45 protein-coding genes are annotated in these 24,899 nt (G+C 51.5%); 3 read left to right on the top strand and 42 right to left on the bottom strand.

The genetic code is table 11. From position 1 onward, the window contains the following. Both trkA and mscL read left to right on the top strand, forming a co-directional pair. The gene (trkA, locus tag SP68_RS02095) at positions 1-1,377 is read left to right on the top strand and encodes a Trk system potassium transporter TrkA (RefSeq protein ID WP_008807055.1); all 1,377 of its coding nucleotides are present in this window, start codon (positions 1-3) and stop codon (positions 1,375-1,377) included. Positions 1,378-1,517: 140 nt separating this feature from the next. Continuing rightward, positions 1,518-1,931 carry a large-conductance mechanosensitive channel protein MscL gene (gene mscL / locus SP68_RS02090; protein WP_004145325.1) on the top strand — a complete coding sequence of 138 codons (414 nt, stop codon included), beginning with the start codon at positions 1,518-1,520 and terminating at the stop codon, positions 1,929-1,931. On the opposite strand, the gene SP68_RS25905 is transcribed toward mscL, so the two are convergent. From SP68_RS25905 to SP68_RS28065, 32 genes are all read right to left on the bottom strand, one after another. Then, the gene (locus SP68_RS25905; RefSeq protein ID WP_008807054.1) at positions 1,867-2,145 is read right to left on the bottom strand and encodes an alternative ribosome-rescue factor A; all 279 of its coding nucleotides are present in this window, start codon (positions 2,143-2,145) and stop codon (positions 1,867-1,869) included. The two genes, mscL and SP68_RS25905, sit on opposite strands and share 65 nt — an antisense overlap. Positions 2,146-2,202: 57 nt before the next feature. Then, a complete protein-coding gene (gene zntR, locus SP68_RS02085; protein ID WP_008807053.1) occupies positions 2,203-2,628 on the bottom strand; it encodes a Zn(2+)-responsive transcriptional regulator in 426 nt (141 codons plus the stop codon). 2 nt (positions 2,629-2,630) lie between these two features. Then, positions 2,631-2,999 (bottom strand): DnaJ family domain-containing protein, encoded by a 369-nt coding sequence (locus SP68_RS02080; protein ID WP_008807052.1) that lies wholly within the window; start codon positions 2,997-2,999, stop codon positions 2,631-2,633. 108 nt (positions 3,000-3,107) lie between these two features. Next, positions 3,108-3,494, bottom strand: coding sequence for a 50S ribosomal protein L17 (gene rplQ / locus SP68_RS02075; protein ID WP_002919206.1), 387 nt, complete (start codon positions 3,492-3,494; stop codon positions 3,108-3,110). Positions 3,495-3,534: 40 nt separating this feature from the next. Then, positions 3,535-4,524 carry a DNA-directed RNA polymerase subunit alpha gene (locus tag SP68_RS02070; RefSeq protein WP_002919219.1) on the bottom strand — a complete coding sequence of 330 codons (990 nt, stop codon included), beginning with the start codon at positions 4,522-4,524 and terminating at the stop codon, positions 3,535-3,537. 25 nt (positions 4,525-4,549) lie between these two features. Beyond that, a complete protein-coding gene (gene rpsD, locus SP68_RS02065) occupies positions 4,550-5,170 on the bottom strand; it encodes a 30S ribosomal protein S4 (RefSeq protein WP_002919224.1) in 621 nt (206 codons plus the stop codon). Positions 5,171-5,203: 33 nt separating this feature from the next. Then, a complete protein-coding gene (rpsK, locus tag SP68_RS02060; RefSeq protein WP_004388621.1) occupies positions 5,204-5,593 on the bottom strand; it encodes a 30S ribosomal protein S11 in 390 nt (129 codons plus the stop codon). A gap of 16 nt (positions 5,594-5,609) precedes the next feature. Continuing rightward, positions 5,610-5,966, bottom strand: coding sequence for a 30S ribosomal protein S13 (gene rpsM / locus SP68_RS02055; RefSeq protein ID WP_002919259.1), 357 nt, complete (start codon positions 5,964-5,966; stop codon positions 5,610-5,612). 146 nt (positions 5,967-6,112) lie between these two features. Further along, positions 6,113-6,229 carry a 50S ribosomal protein L36 gene (rpmJ, locus tag SP68_RS25900; protein ID WP_000868187.1) on the bottom strand — a complete coding sequence of 39 codons (117 nt, stop codon included), beginning with the start codon at positions 6,227-6,229 and terminating at the stop codon, positions 6,113-6,115. A 33-nt stretch (positions 6,230-6,262) separates the two neighbouring features. After that, the gene (gene secY / locus SP68_RS02050; RefSeq protein WP_008807050.1) at positions 6,263-7,594 is read right to left on the bottom strand and encodes a preprotein translocase subunit SecY; all 1,332 of its coding nucleotides are present in this window, start codon (positions 7,592-7,594) and stop codon (positions 6,263-6,265) included. Between the two features lie 7 nt (positions 7,595-7,601). Then, positions 7,602-8,036, bottom strand: coding sequence for a 50S ribosomal protein L15 (gene rplO / locus SP68_RS02045; RefSeq protein ID WP_002919516.1), 435 nt, complete (start codon positions 8,034-8,036; stop codon positions 7,602-7,604). 3 nt (positions 8,037-8,039) lie between these two features. After that, positions 8,040-8,219 carry a 50S ribosomal protein L30 gene (rpmD, locus tag SP68_RS25895; protein WP_001140434.1) on the bottom strand — a complete coding sequence of 60 codons (180 nt, stop codon included), beginning with the start codon at positions 8,217-8,219 and terminating at the stop codon, positions 8,040-8,042. Positions 8,220-8,222: 3 nt separating this feature from the next. Continuing rightward, positions 8,223-8,726: a 30S ribosomal protein S5 gene (gene rpsE, locus SP68_RS02040; RefSeq protein WP_000940121.1), complete on the bottom strand. Its 504-nt coding sequence runs from the start codon at positions 8,724-8,726 to the stop codon at positions 8,223-8,225. A gap of 14 nt (positions 8,727-8,740) precedes the next feature. Then, on the bottom strand, positions 8,741-9,094 hold the full coding sequence (gene rplR, locus SP68_RS02035) for a 50S ribosomal protein L18 (protein ID WP_006817270.1): 354 nt from the start codon (positions 9,092-9,094) through the stop codon (positions 8,741-8,743). Positions 9,095-9,103: 9 nt separating this feature from the next. After that, on the bottom strand, positions 9,104-9,637 hold the full coding sequence (gene rplF / locus SP68_RS02030) for a 50S ribosomal protein L6 (RefSeq protein WP_008807049.1): 534 nt from the start codon (positions 9,635-9,637) through the stop codon (positions 9,104-9,106). A gap of 12 nt (positions 9,638-9,649) precedes the next feature. Beyond that, entirely contained in the window at positions 9,650-10,042 is a 393-nt protein-coding gene (gene rpsH, locus SP68_RS02025) for a 30S ribosomal protein S8 (RefSeq protein ID WP_008807048.1), read from the bottom strand. Positions 10,043-10,075: 33 nt separating this feature from the next. Then, complete coding sequence (rpsN, locus tag SP68_RS02020; RefSeq protein WP_002919667.1) at positions 10,076-10,381, bottom strand: 30S ribosomal protein S14; 306 nt, start codon at positions 10,379-10,381, stop codon at positions 10,076-10,078. A 14-nt stretch (positions 10,382-10,395) separates the two neighbouring features. Continuing rightward, positions 10,396-10,935: a 50S ribosomal protein L5 gene (gene rplE, locus SP68_RS02015; protein WP_003031123.1), complete on the bottom strand. Its 540-nt coding sequence runs from the start codon at positions 10,933-10,935 to the stop codon at positions 10,396-10,398. Between the two features lie 14 nt (positions 10,936-10,949). Then, a complete protein-coding gene (gene rplX, locus SP68_RS02010; RefSeq protein WP_003031122.1) occupies positions 10,950-11,264 on the bottom strand; it encodes a 50S ribosomal protein L24 in 315 nt (104 codons plus the stop codon). Between the two features lie 10 nt (positions 11,265-11,274). Beyond that, entirely contained in the window at positions 11,275-11,646 is a 372-nt protein-coding gene (gene rplN, locus SP68_RS02005) for a 50S ribosomal protein L14 (RefSeq protein ID WP_002919748.1), read from the bottom strand. A gap of 165 nt (positions 11,647-11,811) precedes the next feature. Continuing rightward, a complete protein-coding gene (gene rpsQ / locus SP68_RS02000) occupies positions 11,812-12,066 on the bottom strand; it encodes a 30S ribosomal protein S17 (RefSeq protein ID WP_004106347.1) in 255 nt (84 codons plus the stop codon). Then, entirely contained in the window at positions 12,066-12,257 is a 192-nt protein-coding gene (gene rpmC / locus SP68_RS01995; RefSeq protein ID WP_002919754.1) for a 50S ribosomal protein L29, read from the bottom strand. Before rpmC ends, rpsQ begins: the two co-directional genes overlap by 1 nt. Further along, positions 12,257-12,667: a 50S ribosomal protein L16 gene (gene rplP, locus SP68_RS01990; RefSeq protein ID WP_002919759.1), complete on the bottom strand. Its 411-nt coding sequence runs from the start codon at positions 12,665-12,667 to the stop codon at positions 12,257-12,259. Before rplP ends, rpmC begins: the two co-directional genes overlap by 1 nt. Positions 12,668-12,679: 12 nt before the next feature. Continuing rightward, the gene (rpsC, locus tag SP68_RS01985; RefSeq protein WP_002919766.1) at positions 12,680-13,378 is read right to left on the bottom strand and encodes a 30S ribosomal protein S3; all 699 of its coding nucleotides are present in this window, start codon (positions 13,376-13,378) and stop codon (positions 12,680-12,682) included. 17 nt (positions 13,379-13,395) lie between these two features. Next, positions 13,396-13,728: a 50S ribosomal protein L22 gene (gene rplV / locus SP68_RS01980; protein WP_002919773.1), complete on the bottom strand. Its 333-nt coding sequence runs from the start codon at positions 13,726-13,728 to the stop codon at positions 13,396-13,398. 14 nt (positions 13,729-13,742) lie between these two features. Next, a complete protein-coding gene (gene rpsS / locus SP68_RS01975; RefSeq protein ID WP_001138115.1) occupies positions 13,743-14,021 on the bottom strand; it encodes a 30S ribosomal protein S19 in 279 nt (92 codons plus the stop codon). Between the two features lie 16 nt (positions 14,022-14,037). Next, positions 14,038-14,859: a 50S ribosomal protein L2 gene (gene rplB / locus SP68_RS01970; protein WP_002919786.1), complete on the bottom strand. Its 822-nt coding sequence runs from the start codon at positions 14,857-14,859 to the stop codon at positions 14,038-14,040. A 17-nt stretch (positions 14,860-14,876) separates the two neighbouring features. Then, positions 14,877-15,179, bottom strand: a complete 303-nt coding sequence (gene rplW, locus SP68_RS01965; RefSeq protein WP_000617546.1) for a 50S ribosomal protein L23 — start codon at positions 15,177-15,179, stop codon at positions 14,877-14,879. Continuing rightward, the gene (gene rplD / locus SP68_RS01960) at positions 15,176-15,781 is read right to left on the bottom strand and encodes a 50S ribosomal protein L4 (RefSeq protein WP_002919794.1); all 606 of its coding nucleotides are present in this window, start codon (positions 15,779-15,781) and stop codon (positions 15,176-15,178) included. Before rplD ends, rplW begins: the two co-directional genes overlap by 4 nt. 10 nt (positions 15,782-15,791) lie before the next feature. Next, on the bottom strand, positions 15,792-16,421 hold the full coding sequence (rplC, locus tag SP68_RS01955) for a 50S ribosomal protein L3 (protein WP_002919796.1): 630 nt from the start codon (positions 16,419-16,421) through the stop codon (positions 15,792-15,794). Positions 16,422-16,453: 32 nt separating this feature from the next. After that, entirely contained in the window at positions 16,454-16,765 is a 312-nt protein-coding gene (gene rpsJ / locus SP68_RS01950; RefSeq protein WP_001181005.1) for a 30S ribosomal protein S10, read from the bottom strand. Between the two features lie 209 nt (positions 16,766-16,974). After that, positions 16,975-17,133 carry a hypothetical protein gene (locus SP68_RS28065; protein ID WP_153242722.1) on the bottom strand — a complete coding sequence of 53 codons (159 nt, stop codon included), beginning with the start codon at positions 17,131-17,133 and terminating at the stop codon, positions 16,975-16,977. Positions 17,134-17,146: 13 nt separating this feature from the next. On the opposite strand from SP68_RS28065, the gene SP68_RS01945 reads away from it, so the two are divergent. Next, on the top strand, positions 17,147-17,632 hold the full coding sequence (locus SP68_RS01945; RefSeq protein WP_008807047.1) for a prepilin peptidase: 486 nt from the start codon (positions 17,147-17,149) through the stop codon (positions 17,630-17,632). Here the strand turns inward: SP68_RS01945 and bfr are convergent. The 10 genes from bfr to SP68_RS01900 form a co-directional block, all read right to left on the bottom strand. Continuing rightward, entirely contained in the window at positions 17,616-18,092 is a 477-nt protein-coding gene (gene bfr / locus SP68_RS01940; protein ID WP_004206792.1) for a bacterioferritin, read from the bottom strand. The genes SP68_RS01945 and bfr overlap by 17 nt on opposite strands. Positions 18,093-18,165: 73 nt before the next feature. Next, the gene (gene bfd / locus SP68_RS25890) at positions 18,166-18,360 is read right to left on the bottom strand and encodes a bacterioferritin-associated ferredoxin (protein WP_004152415.1); all 195 of its coding nucleotides are present in this window, start codon (positions 18,358-18,360) and stop codon (positions 18,166-18,168) included. 179 nt (positions 18,361-18,539) lie between these two features. After that, entirely contained in the window at positions 18,540-19,724 is a 1,185-nt protein-coding gene (gene tuf, locus SP68_RS01935; protein WP_012540432.1) for an elongation factor Tu, read from the bottom strand. 69 nt (positions 19,725-19,793) lie between these two features. Then, positions 19,794-21,908, bottom strand: coding sequence for an elongation factor G (gene fusA / locus SP68_RS01930; RefSeq protein ID WP_008807045.1), 2,115 nt, complete (start codon positions 21,906-21,908; stop codon positions 19,794-19,796). A gap of 96 nt (positions 21,909-22,004) precedes the next feature. Next, a complete protein-coding gene (gene rpsG / locus SP68_RS01925; RefSeq protein ID WP_008807044.1) occupies positions 22,005-22,475 on the bottom strand; it encodes a 30S ribosomal protein S7 in 471 nt (156 codons plus the stop codon). A gap of 96 nt (positions 22,476-22,571) precedes the next feature. Continuing rightward, a complete protein-coding gene (gene rpsL / locus SP68_RS01920) occupies positions 22,572-22,946 on the bottom strand; it encodes a 30S ribosomal protein S12 (RefSeq protein WP_002920115.1) in 375 nt (124 codons plus the stop codon). Between the two features lie 124 nt (positions 22,947-23,070). Beyond that, entirely contained in the window at positions 23,071-23,358 is a 288-nt protein-coding gene (gene tusB / locus SP68_RS01915) for a sulfurtransferase complex subunit TusB (RefSeq protein WP_008807043.1), read from the bottom strand. Between the two features lie 7 nt (positions 23,359-23,365). Continuing rightward, positions 23,366-23,725 carry a sulfurtransferase complex subunit TusC gene (gene tusC, locus SP68_RS01910; protein WP_012540431.1) on the bottom strand — a complete coding sequence of 120 codons (360 nt, stop codon included), beginning with the start codon at positions 23,723-23,725 and terminating at the stop codon, positions 23,366-23,368. After that, positions 23,725-24,111, bottom strand: a complete 387-nt coding sequence (gene tusD, locus SP68_RS01905; protein WP_008807041.1) for a sulfurtransferase complex subunit TusD — start codon at positions 24,109-24,111, stop codon at positions 23,725-23,727. The genes tusC and tusD overlap by 1 nt, the downstream gene beginning before the upstream one ends. After that, complete coding sequence (locus SP68_RS01900; protein ID WP_002920130.1) at positions 24,111-24,833, bottom strand: helix-turn-helix transcriptional regulator; 723 nt, start codon at positions 24,831-24,833, stop codon at positions 24,111-24,113. The genes tusD and SP68_RS01900 overlap by 1 nt, the downstream gene beginning before the upstream one ends. Positions 24,834-24,899 lie beyond the last annotated feature (66 nt).

Genomic DNA, 24,899 nt, shown 5'->3' with positions numbered 1-24,899 from the left:
ATGAAGATTATTATTCTGGGCGCCGGCCAGGTCGGCGGCACGCTGGCGGAAAACCTTGTCGGCGAGAACAATGATATTACGCTGGTTGATACCAATGGCGACCGTCTGCGCAGCCTGCAGGATAAGTTCGACCTGCGTGTCGTCCAGGGACATGGCTCTCACCCTCGCGTACTGCGCGAGGCGGGGGCCGATGATGCCGATATGCTGGTAGCGGTCACCAGTTCGGATGAAACCAATATGGTGGCCTGTCAGGTCGCCTACTCATTATTCAATACCCCAAACCGTATTGCGCGTATTCGTGCGCCAGATTACGTTCGTGATGCGGATAAGCTCTTCAATTCTGAAGCGGTGCCTATCGATCACTTAATCGCTCCGGAACAGCTGGTCATCGACAATATTCACCGGCTGATCGAATATCCCGGCGCGCTGCAGGTCGTGAACTTCGCCGAAGGGAAAGTCAGCCTCGCCGTAGTAAAAGCCTATTACGGTGGTCCGCTGGTAGGGAATGCGTTGTCCACCATGCGGGAGCATATGCCGCATATCGATACGCGTGTGGCCGCTATTTTCCGCCACGATCGTCCTATTCGCCCACAGGGTTCGACGATTGTGGAAGCCGGCGATGAAGTATTCTTTATTGCCGCCTCGCAGCATATTCGCGCGGTCATGAGCGAACTGCAGCGACTGGAAAAGCCGTATAAGCGTATTATGCTGGTCGGCGGGGGCAATATTGGCGCGGGTCTGGCCCATAAGCTGGAAAAAGATTACAGCGTCAAGCTTATCGAACGTAATCAGCAGCGAGCCGCTGAGCTTGCGGAAAAGCTGCAGCATACAATCGTCTTCTACGGTGATGCATCGGACCAGGAGCTGCTGGCTGAAGAGCATATTGACCAGGTGGACCTGTTTATTGCCGTCACTAACGACGATGAAGCAAACATTATGTCGGCGATGCTGGCAAAGCGAATGGGCGCGAAAAAAGTGATGGTGCTGATCCAGCGCAGAGCCTACGTGGATCTGGTCCAGGGCAGTGTCATTGATATCGCGATATCACCTCAACAGGCCACAATTTCCGCACTCCTCAGCCATGTTCGTAAAGCCGATATTGTCGGCGTCTCCTCCCTTCGCCGCGGTGTTGCCGAAGCGATTGAGGCCGTGGCGCACGGTGATGAGAGCACCTCCCGGGTGGTCGGGCGTTCGATCGATGAGATCAAGCTGCCGCCAGGTACGATCATCGGCGCCGTTGTGCGGGGCAACGACGTAATGATCGCGAATAATAATCTGCGGATCGAGCAGGGCGATCATGTGATCATGTTTTTGACCGATAAGAAGTTTATTTCCGATGTAGAAAGGCTGTTCCAGCCAAGTCCTTTCTTCCTGTAATTCCCAGGGCGCCGAACAGGCGCCTTTTTATTATCCCTTATTATTCAAAGGTTAATATTTTGCGGTAACTATCTACTGGGAATGGCAAATGAAAATACATTTGTTAAACTTACAACGTCAGCTGGCACAAGGAGAATAAAATGAGTTTTTTAAAAGAGTTTCGCGAATTCGCGATGCGCGGGAACGTTGTCGATTTGGCAGTGGGTGTGATCATCGGTGCAGCATTCGGTAAAATTGTTTCATCGCTGGTCGCAGATATTATTATGCCACCACTCGGCCTGTTGATTGGCGGGATCGATTTTAAACAGTTTGCCGTCACGCTACGTGATGCCCAGGGCGATGTCCCGGCTGTCGTGATGCATTATGGGGTATTCATTCAGAACGTTTTCGATTTCATCATCGTCGCGTTTGCCATCTTCATGGCGATTAAACTGATGAATAAGTTAAATCGTAAGAAAGAAGAGGCTCCGGCGGCGCCGCCAGCTCCTTCTAAAGAAGAAGTCCTGCTGAGCGAAATTCGCGATCTGCTGAAAGAGCAAAACAACCGTTCTTAATCAGCACCGAAAGCAGAAGGCCAGTGGTAAAAAAGCGATTCGCTTGCTTGCCACTGGCCTCCCGGTCAATCCTTCCTGCATGTTTATCTTTACGTTGATAGCTTCCTTTCCCTTTCTTGTTTTTCTCTACACGCTGCCTGAATAACGGATCGTGGAGAAGTGCCTCAATGGCGTTATCTTTAATTTGCCCTTTAGTATGCTGATAGCGACTCATATAAACTCCAGTGCATGTGTGAATTCCGCGCGAGTGTAGATCCGCGCGATGAAAAAATCAACGTCCCGTACCGCCATTGCTGGCGCCTTGTTCAAGGGCCTCAAGGATCGAACAATAAACACTACTGTGCGCAGTCCCACAGCAGGCATCATTAAGCCGCTGCAGAGAGCGACGCATCGTCTGCAACTCTTTGATCCGCGCCTCGACTTCGCTTAATCGCGCCTGAACGATCCCTTTCGATTCCTGGCAGGTATGGTGCTCCGGATCGATACGGATCGACAATAATTCGCGGATCGCTTCCAGAGTGAAGCCCAGCTGACGGGCATAGCGAATAAAGCGTAGCCGCTGAAGATCGTTATCCGAGTAAAGACGAAATCCTCCCTCGGTGCGCACGTCATGATCCATCATTTGCTGTTTCTCATAATAACGGATGGTATCTGGCGTGACGTCAGCCAGCTTAGCCAGCTCACCAATACGATACATATTTACTCCTGGTTCATTCTTTGTAGCAAAGCCTCGGCATACTCACCGCGTAAAAAGTCGGTACTCAGACCAGCCTGACGAAGCTTCAGTTCGAGCAAGGCAAGCCGTTTGCTCAGTTCAGCATGACGAGGATCGTCCTGGCGGACGCCCTTCAGTAAATCAGCCAGTGCCACCGCTTCTCTTCGCTGCTCCAGCTCCGGGGGAAGGCATCCAGCATTCTTCAGAAGGCGATAACCTGCCCGCAGCTCCGCCGGCACATGCGAATCGTCATCGAGAGTCAGCGGTTCGCCGCTGCCGGGTAAGTTATCGAACTCACCTTTAGTTTGGGCATCGAGGATATGGCGTTCCGCCCACTGATCCAGTAACCACATTCTACGGCTCCGGGGGATGAACAAAAAGAGTACAGATAGTGTAGTGAAGTGGGGATGCGGTAGATATAAAAAAACCCGCCGGGGCGGGTTTTTTTACGTTACTACAGATTACTCTGCAGCAGCTTCTGCTTTCGGCTCAGCACGATCAACCAGCTCGATGTATGCCATCGGCGCGTTGTCGCCTGCACGGAAGCCACACTTCAGAATGCGAGTGTAACCACCGGCGCGGCTCGCGAAACGCGGGCCCAGCTCGTTAAACAGTTTTGCCACGATCTCGTTATCACGAGTGCGGGCGAATGCCAGACGACGATTAGCAACGCTATCAGTCTTGGCAAGAGTAATCAGCGGCTCAACTACGCGACGCAGTTCTTTCGCTTTCGGCAGGGTCGTCTTGATGATTTCATGACGAACCAGCGAACCTGCCATGTTACGGAACATAGCCTGGCGATGGCTGCTGTTGCGGTTCAGTTGACGACCACTCTTACGATGGCGCATGACCTTATCCTTCTCAGTAAAACCTTAACCTGTGATCCGGTTACTCGTCAGCAATGCTTGCTGGTGGCCAGTTTTCCAGGCGCATGCCCAGAGACAGTCCACGGGAAGCCAGCACGTCTTTAATCTCAGTAAGAGATTTTTTACCCAGGTTCGGCGTTTTCAGCAACTCAACCTCGGTACGCTGTACCAGATCACCGATATAGTGGATAGCTTCTGCCTTGAGGCAGTTAGCAGAGCGGACAGTCAATTCCAGATCGTCAACAGGGCGCAGCAGGATCGGATCGAACTCTGGTTTCTCTTCTTTCACTTCTGGCTGACGTACATCACGTAAGTCAACAAAAGCTTCCAGTTGTTCAGCCAGAATGGTTGCCGCACGACGAATCGCCTCTTCAGGATCGATTGTGCCGTTGGTTTCCATTTCGATGACCAGCTTGTCCAGGTCGGTACGCTGTTCTACACGCGCAGCTTCAACATTGTAGGCAATACGCTCTACAGGGCTGTAGCAGGCGTCGACCAGCAGACGGCCGATTGGGCGCTCATCTTCTTCCGAATGAATTCGGGCAGAAGCCGGCACATAACCGCGACCGCGCTGAACTTTGATACGCATGCTAATAGCAGCGTTCTCATCAGTCAGGTGGCAAATCACGTGCTGCGGCTTGACGATTTCGACATCACCGTCGTGGGTAATGTCGGCTGCAGTCACAGGGCCAATGCCAGATTTATTCAAAGTAAGGATGACTTCATCTTTACCCTGAACTCTCACCGCCAGCCCTTTCAGGTTGAGCAGGATTTCAAGGATGTCTTCCTGAACGCCTTCTTTGGTGCTGTACTCGTGCAGTACACCATCAATCTCAACCTCGGTCACCGCGCAACCCGGCATCGATGAGAGCAGAATACGGCGCAGTGCGTTACCCAGAGTATGGCCGAAGCCACGCTCTAAAGGCTCAAGGGTCACCTTGGCGTGCGTCGAACTCACTTGCTCGATATCGACCAGGCGCGGTTTTAGAAACTCTGTCACAGAACCCTGCATTGTGTCCTCTCTTTGGTACTAAGCTTTACTTGGAGTAAAGCTCGACGATCAGGTGTTCGTTAATGTCCGCAGACAGATCAGAACGCTCCGGCTGACGCTTGAACGTACCTTCCATCTTGCCAGCATCAACTTCCAGCCAGGTTGGCTTTTCACGCTGCTCAGCCAGCTCCAGAGCGGCTTTCACGCGAGATTGCTTTTTCGCTTTCTCACGAATGCTGACAACGTCATTCGCTTTAACCTGATAAGAAGCGATGTTAACAACACGACCGTTTACCATAATCGCTTTGTGGCTAACCAGCTGGCGTGCTTCAGCACGAGTGGCGCCGAAGCCCATACGGTATACAACGTTGTCCAGACGACCTTCCAGCAGAGCCAACAGGTTTTCACCGGTGTTGCCTTTCAGACGTGCTGCTTCTTTATAGTAGTTACGGAACTGACGCTCCAGCACACCGTACATACGGCGAACTTTTTGCTTTTCACGCAACTGCACACCATAGTCAGACAGACGCGGTTTACGCGCACCGTGCTGGCCAGGAGCTTGTTCAATTTTACACTTGGTATCGATCGCGCGAACGCCAGACTTAAGGAATAAGTCGGTGCCCTCACGACGGCTCAGCTTGAGCTTAGGACCCAAATATCTTGCCATTTTCTTTCTCCAACTAACCTGGAAAACGTAGCGTTATACGCGACGTTTTTTCGGCGGACGACAACCGTTATGAGGGATCGGAGTCACATCAGTAATATTAGTGATGCGGAAACCAGCGGCGTTCAGTGCACGAATGGTAGATTCGCGACCCGGACCCGGACCTTTGACCATAACTTCCAGATTCTTGATGCCGTATTCTTTTACGGCTTCTGCGCAACGCTCTGCTGCAACCTGAGCTGCAAACGGAGTGGATTTGCGAGAACCACGGAAACCGGAACCACCGGCTGTTGCCCAACCCAGTGCGTTACCCTGACGATCAGTGATAGTAACGATGGTGTTGTTAAAAGAAGCATGGATATGAGCCACGCCATCAGAGACTTGTTTTCTTACACGCTTACGTGCACGAACTGGTGCCTTTGCCATTATTCAATCACCCCGATTATTTCTTGATCGGTTTACGCGGACCCTTACGGGTACGTGCGTTGGTCTTGGTACGCTGACCGCGAACCGGAAGACCACGACGATGGCGTAAACCACGGTAGCAACCAAGGTCCATCAGACGCTTGATGCTCAGGGTGATTTCACGGCGCAGATCACCTTCAACGACAAATTTACCTACTGCTTCACGCAGAATATCAATTTGTTCTTCAGACAGCTCACTGATCTTAACATTTTCAGCGATGCCCGTTTCAGCGCAGATAGCTTTAGAACGGGTTTTGCCGATACCGAAAATAGCGGTTAAAGCGATTACGGTATGTTTGTGATCAGGAATGTTAATGCCTGCTATACGGGCCACTATGCACTCCTACTATTTAATATGTACGTACCATGCTGAAAAGCCCGTTTTCAGGATACTCAAATGGAAACGTACAGACATACAAAAGATTGGCTGGCTAATCTAGCCAGCTCAATCCAACTTTGCAAGAAAAATATGCGAATAAATCAGCCTTGGCGCTGTTTATGCTTCGGCTCGGCACTGCAAATCACACGGATGACGCCATCACGCTTAACGATTTTGCAGTTACGGCATAATTTCTTGACGGAAGCACGAACTTTCATTTTTACTCTCCGTAACTTCTCGGGCGACCAGTTTTAACGGCCGTAGCCTTTCAGGTTCGCCTTCTTCAATGCAGACTCATACTGACTGGACATCATCAGAGTTTGCACTTGAGCCATAAAGTCCATAATCACGACAACAACGATAAGCAGCGATGTCCCACCGAAGTAGAACGGCACTTTCATCGCGTCACGCATGAACTCCGGGATCAGGCAGATAAAAGTAATATACAACGCACCAACCAGAGTCAGGCGAGTCATCACTTTATCGATATACTTCGCCGTTTGCTCTCCCGGACGAATTCCTGGTACAAATGCACCGGACTTCTTCAGGTTATCTGCTGTTTCACGCGGGTTGAAAACCAACGCCGTGTAGAAGAAACAGAAGAAGATGATTGCAGACGCATAGAGTAACACATAAAGCGGTTGCCCAGGCTGCAAATACAGCGAAATTGTTGTCAGCCAGTTCCAACCAGTACCACCCCCGAACCATGACGTGATGGTTGCCGGGAACAGTATAATACTGGAAGCGAAGATTGCCGGGATTACCCCCGCCATATTCACTTTCAGCGGTAAATGTGTGCTCTGTGCAGCATAGACACGACGACCCTGCTGCCGTTTCGCGTAGTTTACCACAATGCGGCGTTGACCACGTTCAACGAATACAACAAAGAAGGTCACTGCAAATACTAATACTGCAACCAACAGCAACAGGAGGAAGTGCAGGTCGCCTTGACGCGCTTGCTCGATAGTATGGGCGATGGCCGGCGGGAGTCCCGCAACGATCCCGGCGAAGATCAGGATCGAGATACCGTTACCGATACCGCGTTCAGTGATCTGTTCGCCGAGCCACATCAGGAACATAGTCCCTGTGACCAGACTTACAACAGCGGTGAAATAGAACGCAAAGCCTGGATTAATCACCAGGCCCTGCATACCAGGCATATTCGGCAGACCGGTAGCAATACCGATCGACTGGAATATCGCCAGCACCAGAGTACCGTAGCGGGTGTACTGGCTGATCTTACGACGACCAGACTCCCCTTCTTTCTTCAGCTCTGCCAGCGGTTGGTAAACCACCGTCAGCAGCTGCACGATGATAGATGCCGAGATATACGGCATAATCCCCAGTGCAAAGATAGAAGCACGGCTGAGAGCACCACCAGAGAACATGTTGAACATTTCAATGATGGTGCCTCGCTGTTGCTCAAGCAGTTTGGCAAGTACAGCGGCATCAATACCAGGGATCGGAATAAAAGAGCCAATACGGAACACTATCAGCGCACCGACCACAAACAGAAGTCTGCGTTTCAGTTCGCCAAGGCCACCTTTGGCACTTTGAAAATCTAATCCCGGTTGTTTAGCCATCTGCTACTTATTCCTCAATTTTACCGCCAGCAGCTTCGATAGCAGCACGAGCACCTTTAGTCACACGCAGGCCACGAACAGTTACCGGACGAGTTACCTCACCAGACAGGATCACTTTCGCGAACTCGATCTGGACACCGATAATGTTTGCCGCTTTCAGCGCGTTCAGGTCTACTACATCGCCTTCTACGTGAGCCAGATCGGAGAGACGGATCTCTGCGGTGATCATCGCTTTACGAGAAGTGAAGCCGAATTTCGGCAGACGACGGTACAGAGGCATCTGACCACCCTCGAAACCGCGACGTACGCCACCGCCAGAACGAGACTTCTGACCTTTGTGACCACGACCACCGGTTTTACCGAGGCCAGAACCGATACCACGACCCAGGCGTTTACCCGCCTTTTTGGAGCCTTCGGCCGGAGACAGAGTATTTAAACGCATCTCTTACTCCTCAACTTTAACCATGAAGGAAACCGCGTTGACCATACCACGAACAGCAGGAGTATCCTCGCGCTCTACGGTGTGACCAATACGACGCAGACCCAGGCCAAGCAGTGTTGCCTTGTGTTTCGGCAGACGACCGATTGCACTGCGGGTTTGAGTAATTTTAATAGTCTTTGCCATGGTTTATTTCCCCAGAATTTCTTCAACGGATTTACCACGCTTGGCAGCGACCATTTCTGGAGAATTCATATTTTCCAGGCCATCAATAGTTGCACGAACCACGTTGATCGGGTTGGTGGAACCGTATGCTTTAGCCAGAACGTTATGAACCCCAGCAACTTCCAGAACGGCGCGCATTGCACCACCGGCGATGATACCGGTACCTTCGGAAGCTGGCTGCATGAATACACGAGAACCCGTGTGAACACCTTTAACCGGGTGTTGCAGGGTGCCGTTGTTCAGCGCGACGTTAATCATGTTGCGACGGGCTTTTTCCATCGCTTTCTGGATCGCTGCTGGAACTTCACGCGCTTTACCGTAACCAAAACCAACGCGACCGTTACCATCACCAACTACAGTCAGAGCTGTGAAGGAGAAAATACGACCACCTTTAACGGTTTTAGATACGCGGTTTACCGCGATCAGCTTTTCCTGCAGTTCGCCAGCTTGTTTTTCGATGTGAGCCATCTTACACCTCTACCTTAGAACTGAAGGCCAGCTTCACGGGCAGCATCTGCCAGTGCCTGGACACGACCATGATATTGGAACCCGGAACGGTCAAAGGAAACATCTTTGATGCCTTTTTCCAGAGCGCGTTCAGCAACAGCTTTACCCACAGCTGCAGCCGCGTCTTTGTTACCGGTGTACTTCAGTTGTTCAGAGATAGCTTTTTCTACAGTAGAAGCAGCTACCAGAACTTCAGAACCATTCGGAGCAATTACCTGTGCGTAAATATGACGCGGGGTACGATGTACCACCAGGCGAGTTGCACCCAGCTCCTGGAGCTTGCGGCGTGCGCGGGTCGCACGACGGATACGAGCAGATTTCTTATCCATAGTGTTACCTTACTTCTTCTTAGCCTCTTTGGTACGCACGACTTCGTCGGCGTAACGAACACCCTTGCCTTTATAAGGCTCAGGACGACGGTAGGCGCGCAGATCTGCTGCAACCTGGCCGATCACCTGCTTATCAGCGCCTTTCAGCACGATTTCAGTTTGAGTCGGACATTCTGCAGTGATACCGGCCGGCAGCTTATGTTCAACAGGATGAGAGAAACCTAAAGCCAGGTTTACTACATCCCCTTTAACCGCTGCACGATAGCCTACACCAACCAGCTGAAGCTTTTTAGTGAAGCCTTCGGTAACACCGATAACCATTGAGTTCAGCAGGGCACGCGCGGTACCAGCCTGAGCCCATCCGTCTACGTAACCATCACGCGGACCGAAGGTCAGAGCATTATCTGCATGTTTAACTTCAACAGCATCGTTGAGAGTACGAGTCAGCTCGCCATTTTTACCTTTGATCGTAATAACCTGACCGTTGACTTTAACATCAACGCCGGCAGGAACAACGACCGGTGCTTTAGCAACACGAGACATTTTTTCCTCCGATTAGGCTACGTAGCAGATAATTTCGCCACCAAGACCAGCCTGGCGCGCTGCACGATCAGTCATAACACCTTTAGAGGTAGAAACAACTGCGATACCCAGACCCGCCATAACTTTCGGCAGCTCATCTTTACGTTTGTAGATGCGCAGACCTGGGCGGCTGACACGCTGAATGCTTTCTACAACAGCTTTACCCTGGAAATACTTAAGAGTCAGTTCCAGTTCCGGCTTGATGTCGCCTTCAACTTTAAAATCTTCAATAAAGCCTTCTTCCTTCAGCACGTTGGCAATTGCCACTTTCAGCTTGGAGGAAGGCATGGTGACCGCAGCTTTATTCGCGGCCTGACCGTTACGGATACGGGTCAGCATATCCGCGATCGGATCTTGCATGCTCATCTGTCTTTACTCCCGTGATTCAATTGGTGACAATTACCAGCTAGCCTTTTTCAGACCCGGGATTTCACCGCGCATAGCGGCTTCACGGACCTTAATACGGCTCAACCCGAACTTCCGCAGGAAACCATGCGGACGACCTGTTTGACGGCAGCGATTACGCTGACGAGACGGGCTGGAATCACGCGGCAGAGTCTGCAGCTTGAGAACAGCGTTCCAACGATCTTCGTCGGTTGCGTTCACATCAGAGATGATAGCTTTCAGTTCAGCGCGTTTAGCGAAGAATTTATCAGCTAAAGCCACGCGCTTTACTTCGCGTGCTTTCATTGATTGCTTAGCCATTAAGTAACCCTACCTTACTTGCGGAACGGGAAGTCAAAGGCAGCCAGCAGAGCGCGGCCTTCTTCATCAGATTTCGCAGTAGTGGTAATGGTAATATCCAAACCACGAACGCGGTCGACTTTATCGTAGTCGATTTCTGGGAAGATGATCTGCTCACGGACACCCATGCTGTAGTTACCACGGCCGTCGAAAGACTTAGCGGACAAGCCACGGAAGTCACGGATACGCGGTACAGCAATAGTGATCAGGCGCTCAAAGAACTCCCACATGCGCTCGCCGCGCAGAGTTACTTTACAGCCGATCGGATAGCCCTGACGGATTTTGAAGCCTGCAACTGATTTGCGTGCTTTGGTGATCAGCGGTTTTTGACCGGAGATTGCTGTCAGGTCAGCTGCTGCGTTATCCAGCAGTTTCTTGTCAGCGATCGCTTCACCAACACCCATGTTCAGGGTGATCTTCTCGACCCGAGGGACTTGCATGACAGAATTGTAGTTAAACTCAGTCATGAGTTTAGCGACTACTTCGTCTTTGTAGTAATCATGCAGTTTCGCCATCGTACTACTCCAAATTACTTGATAGTTTCGCTGTTAGACTTGAAGAAACGGACTTTTTTGCCGTCTTCGAATCTAAAGCCTACACGGTCAGCCTTGCCGGTTGCCGCGTTGAAGATAGCAAGGTTAGAGATCTGAATAGCTGCTTCTTTCTCTACGATGCCGCCTGGTTGGTTCAGGGCCGGAACCGGCTTCTGATGTTTCTTAACCAGGTTGATACCTTCAACAATGACCTTGCCGGAAGACAGGACATTTTTTACTTTACCGCGTTTACCTTTATCTTTACCGGTTAACACGATAACTTCGTCATCACGACGGATTTTAGCTGCCATGATTCGCTCCTTAGAGTACTTCTGGTGCCAGAGAGATAATTTTCATGAACTTCTCGGTACGAAGTTCACGAGTTACCGGCCCAAAAATACGCGTACCGATAGGCTGCTCGCTGTTATTGTTCAGAATAACGCATGCATTACCATCGAAGCGAATGACAGAACCGTCCGGGCGACGAACACCCTTCTTGGTGCGCACCACTACCGCCTTCAGCACATCACCTTTTTTGACCTTACCACGCGGAATTGCTTCCTTGATGGTGATCTTGATGATGTCGCCTACGCCTGCGTAGCGACGGTGCGAGCCACCCAGAACCTTGATACACATTACGCGACGTGCACCGGAGTTGTCGGCGACGTTCAGCATAGTCTGTTCTTGGATCATTTTAGTGCTCCGCTAATGTCAACTACTACTGAGACCCGAAAATTAGGGTCGTTAAAAAGCCCCATATCGAGGGCGCGGCATTATAACACCACAAACCAGATATGGGTAGAAAAAATAAACGGCTCATCGCTGAGCCGTTTATCCGTATCGAGAATGCGTACTCTATTACAGAACCGCTTTCTCTACAACGCGAACCAGCGTCCAGGACTTAGTCTTGGACAGCGGACGGCATTCGCGGATTTCAACCACGTCACCGATACCGCATTCGTTGTTCTCGTCATGTACGTGCAGTTTGGTCGTACGTTTGATGAATTTGCCGTATACCGGGTGTTTCACCATACGTTCGATAGCAACAACAATGGATTTCTCCATTTTGTCGCTAACTACGCGACCTTGCAGAGTACGGATTTTATCGGTCATTACGCACCCGCCTTCTGAGTCAGTAAAGTCTTAACGCGTGCAACATCACGACGCACTTGCTTCAGCAGATGAGTCTGTTGCAGCTGGCCACTTGCAGCCTGCATACGCAGGTTGAACTGCTCACGCAGCAGGTTCAGCAGCTCAGCGTTCAGCTCTTCAACGCTTTTTTCACGCAGCTCTTTTGCTTTCATTACATCACCGTCTTAGTTACAAAGGTGGTTTTGATCGGCAGTTTCGCTGCTGCCAGGCCGAATGCTTCACGGGCCAGCTCTTCCGGTACACCGTCCATTTCATACAGGACTTTACCCGGCTGAATCAAGGCAACCCAGTACTCCACGTTACCTTTACCTTTACCCATACGAACTTCCAGCGGCTTCTCGGTGATCGGTTTGTCCGGGAATACACGGATCCAGATCTTACCTTGACGCTTAACTGCACGGGTCATAGCACGACGTGCTGCTTCGATCTGACGGGCAGTCAGACGACCACGGCCAACAGCTTTCAGACCGAAAGTGCCGAAGCTAACATCCGTACCCTGCGCCAGACCACGGTTGCGGCCTTTGTGCACTTTACGGAATTTTGTACGCTTTGGTTGTAACATCAGCGACGCTCCTTATTTACGGCCTTTACGCTGCTGCTTTTTAGGTTGAGCAGCCGGTTCCGGTTGTTCAACAGCAGCCATACCACCCAGGATCTCACCTTTGAAGATCCATACCTTAACGCCGATTACACCGTAAGTGGTGTGCGCTTCAGAGGTGTTGTAGTCGATGTCAGCACGCAGAGTGTGCAGCGGTACGCGACCTTCACGGTACCATTCGGTACGTGCGATTTCCGCGCCGCCCAGACGGCCGCTAACTTCAACTTTGATACCTTTAGCGCCCAGACGCATTGCGTTCTGTACAGCACGCTTCATCGCACGACGGAACATAACGCGACGTTCCAGCTGAGAAGTGATGCTGTCAGCAACCAATTTAGCGTCCAGTTCAGGCTTACGAACTTCGGCAATATTGATCTGTGCAGGTACGCCAGCGATATCCGCTACGACCTTGCGCAGTTTTTCTACGTCTTCGCCTTTCTTACCGATAACGATACCCGGGCGAGCAGTGTGAATGGTCACACGGATGCTCTTAGCCGGACGCTCGATAACGATTCGAGATACAGACGCTTTAGCCAGTTCTTTTGTCAGGAACTGACGTACTTTAAAATCGCTGTCCAGGTTGTCAGCGAATTCTTTGGTGTTCGCGAACCAGGTAGAGTTCCATGGTTTGACAATACCCAGGCGAATACCATTAGGATGTACTTTCTGACCCATTGCTAGTCTCCAGAGTCTCAGCGATCGGACACAACCACAGTGATGTGGCTGGTGCGCTTCAGGATGCGATCTGCACGACCTTTAGCACGCGGCATAATGCGCTTCATGCTCGGGCCTTCGTCTACGAAAATTTTCGCAACTTTCAGATCATCAATGTCAGCGCCATCGTTGTGTTCAGCGTTAGCAATGGCAGATTCCAGTACCTTCTTGACCAGTACAGCAGCTTTTTTGTTGGTGTAGGTCAGAATATCCAGGGCCTGCGACACTTTCTTACCGCGAATCAGGTCAGCTACGAGGCGAACCTTCTGAGCAGAAGAACGAGCATGGCGATGTTGAGCTAAAGTTTCCATCTCTTCCTCCTACCTTATTTCTTCTTCGCTTTTTTATCAGCAGCGTGGCCGCGATAAGTACGAGTCGGTGCGAATTCACCCAGTTTGTGACCAACCATTTCGTCGGAAACAAAGACTGGAACGTGCTGACGACCATTATGGACAGCGATGGTCAAACCGATCATGTTAGGAAAGATCGTTGAACGACGGGACCAAGTGCGCAGGGGCTTCTTGTCTCCGCTTTCCACCGCTTTCTCTACCTTCTTCAGCAAGTGCAGGTCAATAAAAGGACCTTTCTTGAGAGAACGTGGCATGGCTTATCCTCTAAAATTATTTGCTACGGCGACGTACGATGAATTTATCAGTACGCTTGTTGCTGCGGGTCTTCTTACCTTTGGTCTGCAGGCCCCACGGGGATACCGGGTGCTTACCAAAGTTACGACCTTCACCACCACCATGTGGGTGGTCTACTGGGTTCATCGCAGTACCGCGAACGGTAGGACGAACACCACGCCAGCGTGCAGCACCTGCTTTACCCAGAACGCGCAGCATATGCTCAGCATTGCCAACTTCGCCCAGAGTAGCGCGGCAGTCTGCTTCGACTTTACGCATTTCACCAGAACGCAGACGCAGGGTGACATAAGCACCATCACGAGCAACGATCTGAACGTAAGTACCAGCGGAACGTGCCAGCTGACCGCCTTTACCTGGTTTCATTTCTACGTTATGAACGGTAGAACCAACCGGGATATTGCGCATCGGCAGGGTGTTGCCTGCTTTGATTGCAGCATCAACGCCAGACTGAATCTGGTCACCAGCTTTCAGGCCTTTCGGGGCCAGGATGTAACGGCGCTCGCCGTCTTTGTACAGAACCAGCGCGATGTTCGCGGAGCGGTTCGGATCGTACTCAAGACGTTCAACAACTGCCGGGATACCATCTTTGTTGCGTTTGAAGTCAACAATACGGTAAGCCTGCTTGTGGCCACCACCGATATGACGGGTGGTGATACGGCCATTGTTGTTACGACCACCGGATTTGCTGTTTTTTTCCAGCAACGGAGCAAAAGGTTTGCCCTTGTGCAGCTCTGGGTTAACCACTTTAACGACGTGGCGACGACCCGGAGATGTCGGTTTACATTTAACAACTGCCATTGTATTACTCCTCCGACTTACTCAGCGCCGCCAACGAAGTCCAGATTCTGGCCTTCCTTCAGGGTGACGTAAGCTTTTTTCCAGTCGCTACGACGACCGATACGCTGTCCGTGACGTTTAACTTTCCCTTTAACAACCAGGGTGTTAACGACTTCGACTTCGACTTCAAACAGTTTCTGCACAGCAGCTTTGATTTCTGCTTTGGTCGCGTCTTTAGCAACTTTGAGAACGATGGTGTTTGTTTTTTCCATCGCAGTAGACGCTTTTTCAGAAACGTGCGGTGCGCGCAGCACCTTCAGCAGACGTTCTTCACGAATCATGCCAGCATCTCCTCAACTTGCTTAACAGCATCAGCAGTCATTACGACTTTGTCGAAGGCGATCAGGCTAACCGGGTCGATACCGTTCGCATCACGTACGTCAACCTTGTGCAGGTTACGTGCGGCCAGGAACAGGTTCTCGTCCAGCTCACCGGTGATGATCAGCACATCTTCCAGAGCCATGTCTTTCAGTTTCTGTGCCAGCAGCTTAGTTTTCGGCGCTTCAACAGAGAACTTCTCGACAACGATCAGACGATCCTGACGTACCAGTTCGGACAGAATGCTTTTCAGCGCGCCGCGGTACATCTTCTTGTTAACTTTTTGACTGTGGTCCTGCGGACGAGCAGCGAAGGTCACGCCACCGGAACGCCAGATCGGGCTCTTGATAGAACCAGAACGCGCACGGCCGGTACCTTTCTGGCGCCACGGTTTTTTACCGGAGCCAGTGATTTCAGCACGAGTCTTCTGAGCACGAGTGCCCTGACGCGCACCAGCTGCATAAGCAACAACAACCTGGTGAACCAGCGCTTCGTTGAAATCACGACCGAAGGTAGTTTCGGAAACAGTCAGCGCGCTCTGCGCGTCTTTCAATACTAATTCCATTGCTATCTCCTCACGCCTTCACAGCTGGTTTAACGATCAGGTCGCTACCGGTAGCACCCGGGACAGCACCTTTAACCAGCAGCAGGTTGCGCTCAGCGTCAACACGTACTACGTCCAGGCTCTGAACGGTTACACGCTCATTACCCAGCTGACCTGCCATTTTCTTGCCTTTGAACACTTTGCCCGGAGTCTGGTTCTGACCGATAGAACCCGGAACGCGGTGAGACAAGGAGTTACCGTGAGTAGCGTCCTGGGTACGGAAGTTCCAGCGCTTAACGGTACCAGCAAAACCTTTACCTTTAGAGGTACCGGTTACGTCAACTTTTTTAACGTCAGCAAACAGTTCAACGCTAATGTTCTGACCTACGGTGAATTCTTCGCCGTCAGCAAGACGGAATTCCCACAGACCACGGCCAGCTTCAACGCCAGCTTTAGCGAAGTGACCCGCTTCCGGCTTGGTTACACGGTTAGCTTTTTTAGCACCGGTGGTAACCTGGATTGCGCGGTAGCCATCGTTAGCCAGGTCTTTAACCTGAGTAACGCGGTTTGCTTCAACTTCGATTACGGTTACTGGGATAGATACGCCATCTTCAGTGAAGATGCGGGTCATGCCCACTTTTTTACCGACTAAACCAATCATTGTTTCAACCTCTCAATCGCTCGATGACCTGATTAACCCAGGCTGATCTGCACGTCTACACCGGCAGCCAGATCCAGACGCATCAGAGCATCAACGGTTTTTTCAGTTGGCTCAACGATGTCAACCAGACGCTTGTGAGTGCGAATCTCGTACTGATCACGCGCGTCTTTGTTGACGTGCGGGGAGATCAGAACGGTAAAGCGCTCTTTGCGGGTCGGCAGCGGGATCGGACCACGGACTTGCGCACCAGTGCGCTTAGCAGTCTCGACGATTTCCGCGGTTGATTGATCGATCAGACGATGATCAAACGCTTTAAGGCGGATACGGATTCTTTGGTTCTGCATGAGACCAGAGCTCCAATTATTTTATAGACGAAATGATTACTCCTCATACCCATTACGATTGATGGGAGAGTGTAACCGTTCTTACATAGTCCCCCGATTGGGGACATTGTTTGATAGCAAAAAGCACTATCAGGGTTCATATCGAACCGGCTGTCAACTTTGACAGGCCCGCGCATTATACGCAAATTCTGGCACGACGCAAGCGCTGTTTAGAAAATCATCACCGGGATTTGCGCGTCTTCGCGATAGTGCGCTGTGCAAGCGCCGTAACGCTGCCAATAAATCCGCAAAGCGCCATCCACTCTCGAAAATTGCATTTTGCCCTGCGCCGAGCCGATAAGCATAGTGAGGCCATGTTCATTGCTCATCACGGGGTAACCTATGCTCGCCGCCCTCCCCTTCTTACTGTGCTATAGCGGATTGACGCTAGCATTATGTCAGCAGGACCTGCGTTACGGCTTGCTGCCAGACCGTTTCACCTGTCCCCTGCTATGGAGCGGCTTGCTTTTTTATCTCTGTCTGGCGCCGCATCAGCTCAACGAGGCTGTCTGGGGAGCACTAGCCGGCTATCTCTCGTTTGCCGCCCTTTATTGGCTATACCGCAGGGTCCGTGGGCATGAAGGATTAGGCTATGGCGATATAAAATATCTCGCCGCCCTTGGGGCCTGGCATGGCTGGCGAATGCTGCCGCAGCTGGTGCTGGTAGCGTCATTGCTCGCTGGCATGACGTGGGTGATATTGGGACTGTCCGCCAGGTGCGGCGGCAACAGAAAATGGGAAAAGAATAACCCGCTGCCATTTGGGCCATTTCTGGCGGCAGCAGGTTTCTGGTGCGGGTGGCAAACGCTGGCTAATCTGACACTTTGATCTGCGACTGCAGGTAATTTTGCAGGCCAATTTTGCCAATGAGATCGAGTTCGGTTTCCAGCCAGTCGATATGGCCTTCTTCATCCGCCAGGATCTCAATCATCATATCGCGGCTGACATAGTCATGTACGCTGTCGGCATAGGCGATCGCTTCACGCAGGTTTTGCGCGCCTTCCAGCTCCAGGCGTAAATCTGACTGCAGCATCTCTTCCACATCTTCACCGATGCCAAGTTTGCCGAGATCCTGCAGATTAGGAATGCCTTCGAGGAAAAGAATACGCTCGATGTACTTATCGGCGTGCTTCATTTCATCAATTGATTCGTGGTACTCAATATCGTTGAGGCGCATCAGACCCCAGTTTTTGAACATTCTCGCATGGAGAAAGTACTGATTGATTGCGACCAGCTCATTTCCCAATAATTTATTGAGATAACTTATGATTTTGACATCACCTTTCATTATATAGTCCCTCCGCTTCCACTTATTGAAGCGTAGTCCGGCCTATAGGGATGTCAAAAGAGAAGCGCGGACTTCAGGCGATTTCTTTGAATTCCGGCATGGTGGTTAATTCATCTTCCATCACTTCACGTGCAGCTCGAACACACTTACCGCATTGATTTCCAACGGGAACAAACTTACGTAATTGCTGAAAAGATTGCGGTTGAAACTGGCGAACAACCTGGCGAATTTTTTTATCGCTAACGCCATTGCACAAACAAACGTACATATAAACTCCCGTTCAATTTATGCACAAATATTAAATGAGAATAGTTATGATTACAATAGACCATTTGCGCATTATCCGCCGCAGCGCACGTTATGAATGGTGTGTTGTACACGTTATTTCGCGGAACTGCGCGCAGCAAAAAGGGCGCCGAAGCGCCCTTTTTATTCGAAGCTAACGAATTAGCCCAGAACTTTAGCTACAACGCCCGCGCCAACGGTACGGCCGCCTTCACGGATTGCGAAACGCAGACCGTCGTCCATCGCGATCGGGTGGATCAGGGTAACAACCATTTTGATGTTGTCGCCCGGCATAACCATCTCTACGCCTTCCGGCAGTTCGATGGTGCCAGTCACGTCAGTAGTACGGAAGTAGAACTGCGGACGGTAGCCTTTGAAGAACGGAGTATGACGGCCGCCTTCGTCTTTGGACAGGATGTACACTTCAGATTCGAACTTGGTGTGCGGCTTGATGCTGCCCGGCTTAGCCAGTACCTGACCACGTTCGATTTCTTCACGTTTGATACCACGCAGCAGAACACCAACGTTCTCACCAGCACGGCCTTCGTCCAGCAGTTTGCGGAACATTTCAACGCCAGTACAGGTGGTTTTCGCGGTGTCTTTGATACCAACGATTTCAACTTCTTCACCGACTTTGATGATACCGCGCTCTACACGACCGGTAACAACGGTACCACGACCGGAGATGGAGAATACGTCTTCGATCGGCAGCAGGAACGGCTTGTCAATCGCACGCTCTGGTTCCGGGATATAGGTATCCAGGTGGCCAGCCAGTTCGATGATTTTCGCTTCCCACTCTGCGTCGCCTTCCAGCGCTTTCAGAGCAGAACCACGAACGATCGGAGTGTCGTCGCCCGGGAAATCGTACTGAGACAGCAGTTCACGAACTTCCATCTCAACCAGTTCCAGCAGCTCTTCGTCATCAACCATGTCGCATTTGTTCAGGAACACGATGATGTACGGAACGCCTACCTGACGACCCAGCAGGATGTGCTCACGAGTCTGCGGCATCGGGCCGTCAGTCGCAGCAACAACCAGGATCGCGCCGTCCATCTGCGCAGCACCGGTGATCATGTTTTTAACATAGTCGGCGTGGCCCGGGCAGTCTACGTGCGCGTAGTGGCGAGTCGGGGTGTCATATTCAACGTGAGAGGTGTTGATGGTGATACCACGAGCTTTTTCTTCCGGTGCGTTATCGATCTGGTCGAATGCACGAGCAGAACCACCGTAGGTTTTAGCCAGAACGGTAGTGATGGCAGCAGTCAGGGTAGTTTTACCATGGTCAACGTGGCCGATAGTACCAACGTTGACGTGCGGTTTTGTACGTTCAAATTTTTCTTTAGACACGGCTATATTCCTTACTATAGTGCTCTCCCCTTCGGAGAGAGCACGGGACTTAGGTTTTAATCCTGTGGATTATTTACCACGGGCTTCAATAACGGCCTGAGCAACGTTGTTCGGCGCATCATCATACTTCAGGAATTCCATGGTGTATGATGCACGACCTTTGGTCAGAGAACGCAGCTGAGTTGCATAACCGAACATTTCGGACAGCGGTACTTCAGCGTGGATCTTAACGCCGGTTACTTCGGATTCCTGACCGCGCAGCATACCGCGACGACGGCTCAAGTCACCGATAACATCACCCGTGTTCTCTTCCGGAGTTTCTACTTCAACCTTCATGATCGGCTCAAGCAGAACTGGTTTTGCTTTCTTAAAGCCTTCTTTAAAGGCAATAGACGCAGCCAGTTTAAACGCCAGCTCAGAGGAGTCAACGTCGTGGTAAGAACCGAAGTGCAGACGGATACCCATATCAACTACCGGGTAACCTGCCAGCGGACCAGCTTTCAGCTGTTCCTGGATGCCTTTATCAACGGCCGGGATGTATTCGCCAGGAATTACACCACCTTTGATGTCGTTGATGAACTCGTAACCTTTCGGGTTAGAGCCCGGCTCCAGCGGGTACATGTCGATCACAACGTGACCGTACTGACCACGACCACCAGACTGCTTGGCGTGTTTACCTTCGATATCGGTAACTTTCGCGCGAATCGCTTCACGGTAAGCAACCTGAGGTTTACCGACGTTCGCTTCAACGTTGAATTCACGCTTCATACGGTCAACGATGATGTCGAGGTGCAGCTCACCCATACCGGCGATGATGGTCTGGTTAGACTCTTCGTCAGTCCATACGCGGAATGACGGGTCTTCTTTAGCCAGACGACCCAGAGCCAGACCCATTTTTTCCTGGTCAGCTTTGGTTTTCGGCTCAACGGCGATGGAGATTACCGGCTCAGGGAATTCCATACGCTCCAGAATGATCGGCGCATCCGGGTCACACAGGGTGTCACCAGTGGTTACGTCTTTCAGACCGATAGCAGCAGCGATGTCGCCCGCGCGAACTTCTTTGATCTCTTCACGTTTGTTAGCGTGCATCTGTACGATACGACCGAAACGCTCACGTGCAGCTTTCACGGAGTTCAGTACGGTATCACCAGAGTTAACCACACCGGAGTACACACGGAAGAAGGTCAGGTTACCAACAAACGGGTCGGTAGCGATTTTGAACGCCAGTGCAGAGAACGGCTCTTCGTCGCTTGCGTGACGCTCAGCCGGGGTATCTTTACCGTCGTCCAGAATACCGTTGATTGCCGGAACATCAACCGGGGATGGCAGGTAATCAATTACCGCATCCAGCATCGCCTGAACACCTTTGTTCTTGAACGCAGAACCGCAGGTTACCAGGATGATTTCGTTGTTCAGAACACGCTGACGCAGAGCTTTTTTGATCTCTTCTTCAGTCAGTTCTTCACCACCCAGGTATTTCTCCATCAGCTCTTCGGAAGCTTCCGCAGCGGACTCGATCAGGTTCTGGTGCCATTCGTCAGCCAGGTCCTGCATGTCAGCCGGGATATCTTCGTATTCGAAGGTAACGCCCTGGTCTGCATCGTTCCAGTTGATGGCTTTCATTTTCACCAGGTCAACAACACCGGTGAAACCTTCTTCAGCACCAATCGCCAGCTGCAGCGGAACCGGGTTCGCGCCCAGACGGGTTTTGATCTGACCAACAACTTTCAGGAAGTTCGCACCCATGCGGTCCATTTTGTTAACGAACGCAATGCGCGGAACTTTATATTTGTTTGCCTGACGCCATACGGTTTCAGACTGTGGCTGAACACCACCAACTGCGCAGTAAACCATTACCGCACCATCAAGAACACGCATGGAACGTTCTACTTCGATAGTGAAGTCAACGTGCCCCGGGGTGTCGATGATGTTTACACGGTGCGGTTCATACTGCTTAGCCATACCAGACCAGAATGCAGTAGTCGCAGCGGAAGTGATGGTGATACCACGTTCCTGCTCCTGCTCCATCCAGTCCATGGTAGCGGCGCCGTCATGAACTTCACCGATTTTGTGGTTTACACCGGTGTAGAACAGAATACGTTCGGTAGTAGTGGTTTTACCGGCGTCGATGTGCGCACTGATACCGATGTTACGGTAGCGTGCGATGGGTGTTGTACGAGCCATTTGATTCCTCGTTTATTTCTTTAGGCGTTCAGTTAAGTTATCCAGAGCGGGCGACTCATCTGAAGCGCCCGCCTGGTGACTATGACTCCGAAGGGATTACCAACGGTAGTGTGCGAACGCCTTGTTGGCTTCGGCCATACGGTGAACGTCTTCACGTTTCTTAACTGCAGTACCTTTGTTGTCTGCAGCATCAGTGAGTTCGTTCGCCAAGCGCAGAGCCATGGATTTATCACCGCGTTTACGAGCAGCTTCAACGATCCAACGCATTGCCAGAGCATTACGACGAACCGGACGAACTTCAACTGGAACCTGATAAGTAGAACCACCAACGCGGCGAGACTTAACTTCTACAGTCGGGCGCACGTTGTCGAGAGCGACTTCGAAAGCTTCCAGTTCATTTTTACCAGAGCGCTGAGCCAGGGTCTCCAGCGCGCTGTATACGATTGCTTCTGCAGTAGATTTTTTACCATCTACCATCAGGATATTGACAAATTTAGCCAGCAGTTCTGATCCGAACTTCGGATCCGGCAGAATTTTACGCTGACCAATGACGCGACGACGTGGCATGGAAATACTCCGTTGTTAATTCAGGATTGTCCAAAACTCTAAGAGTTTAGTATGACATTAAGGTAAATCAGTTTGGCCTTACTTAACGGAGAACCATTAAGCCTTAGGACGCTTCACGCCGTACTTGGAGCGAGCCTGCTTACGGTCTTTAACGCCGGAGCAGTCAAGCGCACCACGAACGGTGTGGTAACGAACACCCGGAAGGTCTTTAACACGACCGCCACGGATCAGGATCACGGAGTGCTCCTGCAGGTTGTGACCTTCACCACCGATGTAGGAGGTGACTTCGAAACCGTTAGTCAGACGCACACGGCAAACTTTACGCAGTGCGGAGTTCGGTTTCTTAGGAGTGGTGGTATATACGCGAGTACATACGCCACGTTTCTGCGGGCAGGCTTCCAGCGCAGGCACGTTGCTCTTTGCAACTTTGCGTGCGCGTGGTTTGCGTACCAGCTGGTTAATTGTTGCCATTAAATAGCTCCTGGTTTTAGCTTTTGCTTCGTAAACACGTAATAAATCGCCTCATATAATATGAGGACGCAGAATTTTAGGGCGGTGCCGAAAAGGTGTCAAGAAATATACAACGATCCCGCCATCACCAGGCCAGCTGACCGGCATGTTTTACCGTGAGTCTGACGAAATCAGTATAGCTAACCCTACCGACACTGTCCGCAATTTGACCAGCCAGCCCGCGGGCGTCAACGTCGTCTTGCAGCACATAGAGGGTTATGGGGGCGGATTGCAGGATCTCAAGGAAGCGACCACCGGCGATGGCCGCCGTGACGCCATCAGACAGCAATAACAGATCGTCACCGTGATCCATCACGCGAAGCATTGCTGCGATATCGGCATGCCAGGGAGAAACACTGAGCGTATGGAGCATGGGGACCTCAGAAACGCAAAATCACATCAAATTCATGCAGACGGGCGCGCAGGGCATCCGGCGCCAGGCATTCGACATCCACCACCCACGGAGTAGCGGGGTCCAGACCGCGCTCCCGCGCGGAGTCGGCACACAGCCAGCACTGATCGATATCATACAGTGACAGCAGTTTAAAGGTGGCTATGTAGTCGCGAGCCAGCACTGCACCCGGCCGTTGATCGGGCAGCAGTTGAAAAACGCCGTCGCCTACAAAGAACACGCCAATCTCGTCGGTGAGCGCGGAGGTTGCTAATAAGGCATCGAGCCCTTCCCTGCCGGCGGCGCTGCCGTGCGGCGCGGAGGAAAAAATAAAAGCCACACGTTTCATCAGAACTGCACCATCCGATCGCAAGTGAGCGCGGCTTCCGCCAGCGCGCCGAGCCCGCTCAGCGTGAAGCCGGGTTGCAAATTGTGGCTGGCCAGCGCGAGCTGTTGCGCCTCACGCTCGTCCGTTACGCCTCGACGCAAGGCAGCCGCCACGCAGATGTGTAGTGCCACACCTTGTTCATCGTGCAATGATTGCCACGCGCGCACCAGATCGAACTCATCGCTGGCGGGCGCCGTCAGTTGGTTAGCGTTGAGCACGCCTTCGCGATAGAAAAAAACGCATGCCAGTTCATGACCTTCCTGCAATACGGCCTGGGCAAACTGCCAGGCGCTGCTCGCCTGCTGGGTCCCATAGGCAGGGCCAGTCACCGTGAGGGCAAAACGCATTACTTATCCAGCCCCTGGAAATCGCCGCTCTTGAACTGGCGGATATAGAGGTAGACGGTATGCTTGGAGATATTCAGACGATCGGCCACCTGGTTAATGGCGTCTTTGATATCGAAGATCCCTTTTTCGTAGAGATTCAGCACGATTTGGCGGTTTTTCGCATTATTAGACACGCTGCGATCGGCGTTCACCTCTTCAATGGTGAATTCCAGCGTCTGCGCGACCAGATCGTCAACCGAGGAAGCAAAGTTCACCGGTGAGTTGACCTCCGGCGTTTCTGGCGGAATAAAGGTGCTCATGATCTGTGAAAAAGGCACATCCAGATTCATGTTGATGCACAGCAGACCGATCACCCGATGATCGCGATTGCGAATGGCTATCGTCACCGACTTCATCAGTACGCCGCTTTTGGCGCGGGTGAAGTAGCATTTGGAAACGCTGCTATCGGCGCCCGTCATATCGTGCAGCATGCGCAGCGCAAGATCGGTAATCGGTGAACCGATTTGGCGGCCGGTATGTTCACCATTGGCGATACGGATGGCAGAGCATTTAAGATCCTGCAAAGAATGCAGCACGATTTCACAGTGCGAACCGATGAGCATCGCCAACCCGTCCACCACCGCTTCATAAGATTTAAGAATATCGAAATCGGTCTGGTCAAAGGGACGTTGATCCAGCAGGTCAAGCTCGCTGGTTTCGTTGGTTAAAAGCGACCTGGACATGAAAAAAAGCACTCCTTTTCAGGAGCCTGTCGTTATTGTCAGGGCAGGCTCATCATCATTATTAAG

Origin of the sequence: Klebsiella variicola, assembly GCF_000828055.2 — a bacterium.
GTDB classification, from domain to species: Bacteria; Pseudomonadota; Gammaproteobacteria; order Enterobacterales; family Enterobacteriaceae; genus Klebsiella; species Klebsiella variicola.
This window is presented reverse-complemented; position numbering and strand designations above follow the sequence as displayed.